Origin of the sequence: Streptosporangium sp. G11, assembly GCF_051192615.1 — a bacterium.
Taxonomy (GTDB): Bacteria; Actinomycetota; Actinomycetes; order Streptosporangiales; family Streptosporangiaceae; genus Streptosporangium.
This window is the reverse complement of record NZ_JBPJUQ010000176.1, coordinates 1-6,768: the sequence shown is the minus strand read 5'-3', so window position 1 is coordinate 6,768 and position 6,768 is coordinate 1. Positions and strand designations below refer to the sequence as shown.

The 6,768-nt window shown below is 66.2% G+C and carries 7 protein-coding genes; all 7 read left to right on the top strand.

The window, feature by feature from the left end:
- Nucleotides 1-88 precede the first annotated feature (88 nt).
- The 7 genes from ACSDR0_RS48915 (at nucleotide 89) to ACSDR0_RS48885 (ending at nucleotide 6,734) form a co-directional block, all read left to right on the top strand.
- Nucleotides 89-577 carry a hypothetical protein gene (locus ACSDR0_RS48915; RefSeq protein WP_435295836.1) on the top strand — a complete coding sequence of 163 codons (489 nt, stop codon included), beginning with the start codon at nucleotides 89-91 and terminating at the stop codon, nucleotides 575-577.
- A 421-nt stretch (nucleotides 578-998) separates the two neighbouring features.
- Nucleotides 999-1,769 carry a hypothetical protein gene (locus tag ACSDR0_RS48910; RefSeq protein ID WP_435295835.1) on the top strand — a complete coding sequence of 257 codons (771 nt, stop codon included), beginning with the start codon at nucleotides 999-1,001 and terminating at the stop codon, nucleotides 1,767-1,769.
- A complete protein-coding gene (locus tag ACSDR0_RS48905; RefSeq protein ID WP_435295834.1) occupies nucleotides 1,667-2,854 on the top strand; it encodes a tyrosine-type recombinase/integrase in 1,188 nt (395 codons plus the stop codon). The genes ACSDR0_RS48910 and ACSDR0_RS48905 overlap by 103 nt, the downstream gene beginning before the upstream one ends.
- Before the next feature lie 200 nt (nucleotides 2,855-3,054).
- Complete coding sequence (locus ACSDR0_RS48900) at nucleotides 3,055-5,208, top strand: tyrosine-type recombinase/integrase (protein WP_435295833.1); 2,154 nt, start codon at nucleotides 3,055-3,057, stop codon at nucleotides 5,206-5,208.
- Nucleotides 5,209-5,250: 42 nt separating this feature from the next.
- On the top strand, nucleotides 5,251-5,667 hold the full coding sequence (locus ACSDR0_RS48895; protein WP_435295832.1) for a pentapeptide repeat-containing protein: 417 nt from the start codon (nucleotides 5,251-5,253) through the stop codon (nucleotides 5,665-5,667).
- A gap of 77 nt (nucleotides 5,668-5,744) precedes the next feature.
- A complete protein-coding gene (locus ACSDR0_RS48890) occupies nucleotides 5,745-6,239 on the top strand; it encodes a hypothetical protein (protein ID WP_435295831.1) in 495 nt (164 codons plus the stop codon).
- Complete coding sequence (locus ACSDR0_RS48885) at nucleotides 6,240-6,734, top strand: hypothetical protein (RefSeq protein WP_435295830.1); 495 nt, start codon at nucleotides 6,240-6,242, stop codon at nucleotides 6,732-6,734.
- The last annotated feature ends 34 nt before the right edge of the window (nucleotides 6,735-6,768 follow it).

Here is a 6,768-nt window from a genome sequence, read left to right as displayed (position 1 = left end):
TTGCTGGGGTTGTACCTGACCGGTTCCTGCCGGGTCGTCTTCGCCGACCAGGGCTTTTCCGGGCGTCTGGTGCTCTGCAAAAGCATCCGTGATCACCGTGGGAGAGAGCATCGACTGGCACAAGGCCGCCGACCACGCCGCCGACCACGCTCGCACTCGCATCTACGAGCAGCTCTCCGGCGTCCCGCTCAACCAGGACGACCGGGTGTTCGTCGCCCGCACCGCCCGCGACGACAACCTCGCCGCACTGGCCGCCCTACTGGCCAAGACCCGCGCGAGCCTCGACACTCCGGCCGGAGCCGTCCCCACCCGGTTCACCTTCAACGGCAACACGGTGCCCGCCGAGCATGCCGATTATGACCCGCATCTGGTGATCCACATCGACCGGCACGCGGACGGCTGGATGATTCCCGCCCACCCTGACACCGTGCCCACCGGCCTCGTGTGGAACTACCGGCTCAACAGCTGGATGTGGCCCGAAGAGGAACCCATCTACGCCAGGGAGTTCGTGCGGCCTCTCAACGTGGCCGCTGAAACCGCGCGCCGCATGGTCGGTCTCGACCGCCTGAACACCTGACACCCCCGGGGCGGCACCCATCGCCCGGGCCCCGTGGCGCGCTGCCCAGCGTGCGGCTTTCAGTGGCTCCCCTGCACCCGGCACTACGGCGTCGAGCTGTTCTCGTACTGGCGCAGCCAGCGGCCCGGCGACGTCGCGCGAGCACGAGGCTGATACTGGAACAGTGGGACAGCCGTTGGCGGTGAGAAAGATCTTGTTTCTTGTTGCGGCGGTGAGCTGGTCGAATGTGAAAGGGCCAGGCCGATCAGACATCGCTGAAGTGAGGGCGCGGCCCCTGATTCTGTTCGCATCCGGCAGGAACGTTTGTCGATCAGAACCGGCAACATCCCTGATCACGGCGATGTCGTATCGATGAGTTTCGGCAACACCCAAGGTCTTGCGGTGAGAGCATCGACATGCTGCTCGCCGCAAAGGGGACCCGATGCCGTCGCAGTCCAAGACCGAGCTCTACGCGGCGATCCGACGCGATGTGCGGAGCGGGATGTCGATCCGGGCCGTGATGCGCAAGCACTCCGTGTCCTACCTCACCGTGACCAAGGCGTCGGCGTCGGCCTGGCCCGAACCGCGTAAAAAACCGACCCCGCGGCCGACCCGGCTGGACCCCTACAAGCCGTTGATCGACGCGATGCTGCTGGCGGACCTGGACGCTCCTCGAAAGCAGCGCCACACGACCACGAGGATCTTCGACCGGCTTGTCGGCGAGCACGGCGCGATGGACCTCTCCTATGGGATCGTGCGCCGCTACGTCGCCGAGCGACGACCGCAGATCCGCGTCGAAGCTGGCCGTGGACCGGTGGAGGCGTTCATCCCGCAGAGCCATCGCCCCGGAGCCGAGGCCGAGGTCGACTTCGGTGACGTGACGGTCCGCCTGGCCGGAGAGCAGGTGACCTGCTACCTGTTCAGCCTGCGCCTGTCCTACTCCGGCAAGGCGGTCCACCGGCCTATTGACCGCACCAACGGCCCGATCTTCGCTGACCGGCGCCAGGGGAAAGCGCTGGTACGGCAGGCTTCGTTCTCGTTGTTCTCGAGGACGGAGCCGCGGTGGGGCAGAGCAAGGCGATTGGTCAGCGGGATGTCACGGGGTTGCTGGTGGCCCGCGTCGGAGCGGTTCGGCCCACCGATGACCCGGCGGTTCCATGGGTTGTACTGGGCGGGGCCGGGGAGCCGGTTGAGGCGGTCACCGACTTCCTGAGACATCTCCTGGCGTGTGGGAACAGCCCGGCCTCGTGTCGTTCCTATGGCTTTGACTTGCTGCGATGGCTGCGGTTCCTGGCCGCGGTTGACATCTCGTGGCACCGTGCGCAGCGAGCCGAGGTGCGGGACTTCGTTCTGTGGCTGCGGACGGCCCACAACCCGGCCCGAGACCGGCGGCGCTCCGATGCGCCGGCGGCCGGTTCGGTGAACGCGCGTACTGGCAAGCAGTATCTGCGGGAGGGGTACGCCCCGGCGACGATCAACCACGCGCTGGCGGTCCTCGCGGCGTTCTACAGCTACCACCTGGAGATCGGGCTGGGGCCGGTGGTCTCCCCGGTGCCGCCACAGTCGCGTGACGGGCGCCGTCTCAACGCCCACCACAATCCGCTGGAGCCGTTCCACCTGCACCGCCGGGGTGTCTATCGGCAGAAACAGCCTGACCGTCAACCGCGGGCAGTCCCCGATGACGTTCTCGACGACCTGTTCGCCGAGCTGGACTGCAACCGGGACCGGGCAATGTTCCACATGTTCCTGGCCAGCGGAGCCCGCGCCAGTGAGCTGCTGGAGATGACCGTCGCAGACGCCCGGCCGGGTGATGGCCGCATCTACGTGAAGACCAAAGGGCTGGGCGGTGTGAGGCAGGCGTGCCCGGCCTCACCGGAGGCGTTCTCCTGGCTGGCCCTTTATCTGGGTGAACTCGCCCAGCAGGGGCACCGGCCCGGACCCGGTGAGGCGCTGTGGTGGACCAGGCGCCGGCCGTTGCGCCCGCTGACCTACACCGCGCTTCGGGCCGTACTCAACCGGATCAACGAGCAGATCGACGCGAACGTCACCATCCACGACCTGCGGCATACGCTCTGCCTGCGCCTGGTCGCCGACCCCAACATCACTCTGGTGGACGCCCAGCAGGTCATGCGGCACGCCAACATCACCACGACCGGCGTCTACCTGCGCCCCCGACCGGACGAGGTGATCGCCAAGGTGCACGAGCACTACACCCGTCCCAAACCAGAGCCCCGCCCATTGGCTGGCTGGGACTACGATCCCGACGACCTGGCTGATGTGTTCGGGGACAACATCTGATGGCGGCCCGGCACGGACGCCTCGGCCGCACCCCGACCAGCCCCCGCGATCCCGAGCTTCTCACCGGGCCGCCAACCCCGAAACCCGTCACGGCGGCGCCGGTGGGCAGGGAGCGCGCTTCCCGAGGCGAACTCCTGCGCCTGGCCGACAGCCTGGTCACCGGCAGAATTCCCCGGGAGCGGTGGCGGCGGCAAGAGGCGATGACCGTCGTACTGGACTGGCTGGAGGGCTTCCCCGGCGACACCTGGCAGGAACGCTGGCTGGTCAGCGGCTCTGACGCCCACGGACAGGGGTGGGGGCCGCAGGACCTTACACCGCGATGGCGCAACCGGATCACCACCGGGCTCGGGGTGCTCATCGTGTTGCGGGCGGTCCGCCCCTCCTATCCGTGGCTGTTCGGCAGCAGGCTGCTCGGCGTCTACGAACAGTTTCGATCGCACAACCAGCCGGAAAGGTTCGCGGAGCTAACCAACCACGCGTCTCGACGGGGTTTCGCCGAACACGAGGCCGAGGCCCTCAACGCCCTCACCCGCGTGGTCATCGTCACCGGCAAGGACGTGCAGGACCTGGACCTGGACGACATCACCACCTACGTATCCGCCCGCAAAGCCACGGGACGCAAGGTGTCGGCGCTGCCGTTCGCCTACGACCTGCTGCGCACCATCGGTGGTCTGCGCGACGCACCGCCCACCCTGAAGCACGCCCAGGCCCGCGGCCAGCTGACGGCCGCCGAACTGGTCGACCGCTACCCGGTGGCCTGCCGGCCGATCCGCGATGTCCTGGTCCACTACCTCGTCGAACGCTCCGCCGTGCTTGACTACGGCTCCCTGGACAACCAGGCGCAGATGCTGGTGAGCCTGTTCTGGGTCGATCTGGAACGCCACCATCCCGGCATCAGCTCCCTGCACCTTCCCCAGGCGGCCGTCCACGACTGGAAGCAGCGGATCCGCACGCTCTCGGACGGGAGACCCCGCCAGACCTCGTACTCGGTGCTGTTCACCGTCCGCTCCTTCTATCTCGACCTGCTCCAATGGTCGCTGGAGGACCCGGGCCGCTGGGCACAATGGGCTGCCCCGTGTCCGGTCAGCGAGAACGACGTCCGCGGCTACATGAAGGAGACCCGGCGCAGGCGGGCCAGGATGGCCGAGCGCACCCGGTCGCTGGTGCCGGTCCTCCCGCGCCTGGTCACCGCAGCCGAACGGCAACTGAGCACGGCCACGATCATGCTGGAAGCTGTCCGGTCGGTCCCACCCGGCGGGGAGTTCACCATCGCTGATGCCCGCTACCTGCGGATCGGCCCGCGTCGGCCAGGCACTGCAGCGCCTGTCCGGTTGCTCGCTCAGCGTCTCGATGAGCCCGGGCCCAGATTCGACGTCCAGGTCGCCGAGGACAACGCCTTCTGGGCATGGTCGACCATCGAGGTTCTTCGCCGCACCGGAGTACGCGTTGAGGAGTTGCTTGAGCTCACCCACCTCAGCCTGCGCCAATACCGGGCTCCGACCGGGGAGATGGTGCCGCTGCTGCAGATCAGCCCGTCCAAGACCGATACCGAACGGGTCATCCCCGCCGACCCCGAACTCGTGTCGGTGCTCGCCCGCATCATCAGACGGATCAAGGACTCAGATGGCAGGGTGCCGCTGCTGACCCGCTACGACACCTACGAACGAGTCTTCGGCCCAGCCCTGCCACACCTGTTCCAGCGCTTCTCCCAGCACCGGCTGCAGGTCATCGCACCCGGCCGGGTGCGCGAGATCCTCGTCACGGTGGCACGACAGGCGGGCATCGCCGACATCGACGGGACACCGCTGAAATTCACCCCGCACGACTTCCGCAGAGTATTTTCAACTGAGACCGTCAACAGCGGCCTGCCGATTCACATCGCGGCGAAGCTACTCGGCCACCTCGATTTGAACACCACTCAAGGCTATGTCGCTGTCTATCCAGCCGAGGTAATCCGCCACTACCGGCAGTTCATCTCCGATCGGCGAGGTCACCGCCCGAGCGAGGAGTATCGCGAACCGACCGACTCCGAATGGCTGAAATTCCGTGACCACTTCAGCCTTCGCAAGGTCGCCCTCGGCAACTGCCACCGCCCCTACGGCACCCCCTGCCAGCACGAACACGCCTGCGTTCGCTGCCCGATGCTGCGGCTCGACCTCGCCCAAGTACCACGCCTGCTGCAAATCGAAGATAACACCCGCGAGCGATTGAAAGAGGCCCATCAGATGCAATGGCTTGGCGAAGTCGCAGCACTCGAAGAGAGCCTCCACCACATCGCGGATAAGAAACAACAGGCCGACCGTCTACGGCAACAGGCCGACAATAGTGATACCTGGGACAGCCCACTCGGTTAATCAAGAGGCCGGACCGTCGGCAGAGGTGACACAATTGCGTCCATGGCTGATGAGGCGCCGTCGAGACAGACGCTCAGTGCGCTTACGCGCTACACCACCGTCACCCGCCAGGTGTTCGACGGCCAGGACCTGACCTCGCTACAGGCGATGCACCTGTGGTTCAAGCGGTGTTCCTTCGCCGGAGCCGACCTTCGTCATGCCACCCTGGATGGCTGCTCCTTCATACTGTGCGACCTGCGGGGCGCCGATCTGCGAGGCGCATCGCTGAGGGGCGCGAGCTGGGCCGGATGTGATCTCCGGGACGCTGATCTGCGCGACACCGACCTGACCGCAGGGCAGTTCGGGCTGGTCAACACCGGTGCGCCACCGCACGGCCTGACCGACGTCACCGGCGCCAAGTTCGACGACGCCATCACCAGTGACCTTCAGATCGACCAGGTCATCGGCTGGGCCCGGTAACCACCCAAGCGCTTCGACGAGTATCACGCCAGACCTGCCAGGGGTTACATGCCGGTCCAGCTGAGATCCTGGTCGGCGTGCTCTCGCTGAAGATGAACGATGCGGCGGTCAAGACCCTTGGTGTCCTGACGGGACTCGGTGGGGTGGAGCCGCCCGGAGGCCTGGCGCCGGGCCTGCAAGAATGGGCGGCCCGCGGTATCACCCATCATGGAGAAGTGCTGACCTGGGCCGACTCCACCGGGGCTGAAAACGCACGGTTGTTCCTCGACGATCTCAACCGGTGGGAATGCCACGACAGTTCCTTCCACCTGGAGGACTTCGTCCCGGTGGATGTCACGACCGTCGACGACGCTCCAGTGATCACCGAGGATGACCAGCGGATCCTGCTCCTGCATGCGGTCGCGTTCGCTCTGGAGTTCTCCAAGCTCGTCTACGCCCTCGAACCGCTCACTCCGGTGCGCTGCATCATCTCGGCGGGCGATACCAACGCAACGCAACGTTCAGGTTCCACCAGATCCGCCCAGACCAAGGCTGGTACACGCACCTGGACCGCTTCCGCCAGGAGAAAATGATTGTTCTGGACGTCGAGCCCTTCCAAGGATGAGGCCCGCGAGATTCCTCGCTCTGGGTTAGTGCAGAGAAGGGTCTTCCTCTCCTGCGGTCAGGAGGCATTCTTCGAGGGCCACGTCCATGCGCTGAGCGTGCTGGGCGGGGTGCCCTTCGGCAAGATCCGCTACGACAACCTCAAAGCCGCGGTCGCCCAGATCCTGGGATTCTCGCGCCAGCGGGTGGAGACCGAACGCTGGACCGCGTTTCGCTCCCACTACGGCATCGAGAGCTTCTACTGTCGCCCTGGCATCGAGGGCGCGCACGAAAAGGGCGGAGTCGAGGGACAGATCGGATGGTTTCGCCGCAACCATTTCGTCCCGGTGCCTGAGGTCGCCTCCCTGACCGAGTTGAACGAGATGGTTCAGCGCTGGGACGAAGAAGACGAGGCCCGGCGAATCCACTCCCGCACGCGCACTGAGGTGCCCAGCAGATTCCGGACAGTCAGCTACATAAGCTGACAGAAGTCTGGAAGAGGTAGGTACGTGACGAGGC

What these genes read in the sequence shown, in the direction of transcription:
- ACSDR0_RS48910 (WP_435295835.1), top strand. Translation starts at nt 999, where the DNA reads ATGCCGTCGCAGTCCAAGACCGAGCTCTACGCGGCGATCCGACGCGAT.
- ACSDR0_RS48900 (WP_435295833.1), top strand. Translation starts at nt 3,055, where the DNA reads ATGACCGTCGTACTGGACTGGCTGGAGGGCTTCCCCGGCGACACCTGG.
- ACSDR0_RS48895 (WP_435295832.1), top strand. Translation starts at nt 5,251, where the DNA reads ATGGCTGATGAGGCGCCGTCGAGACAGACGCTCAGTGCGCTTACGCGC.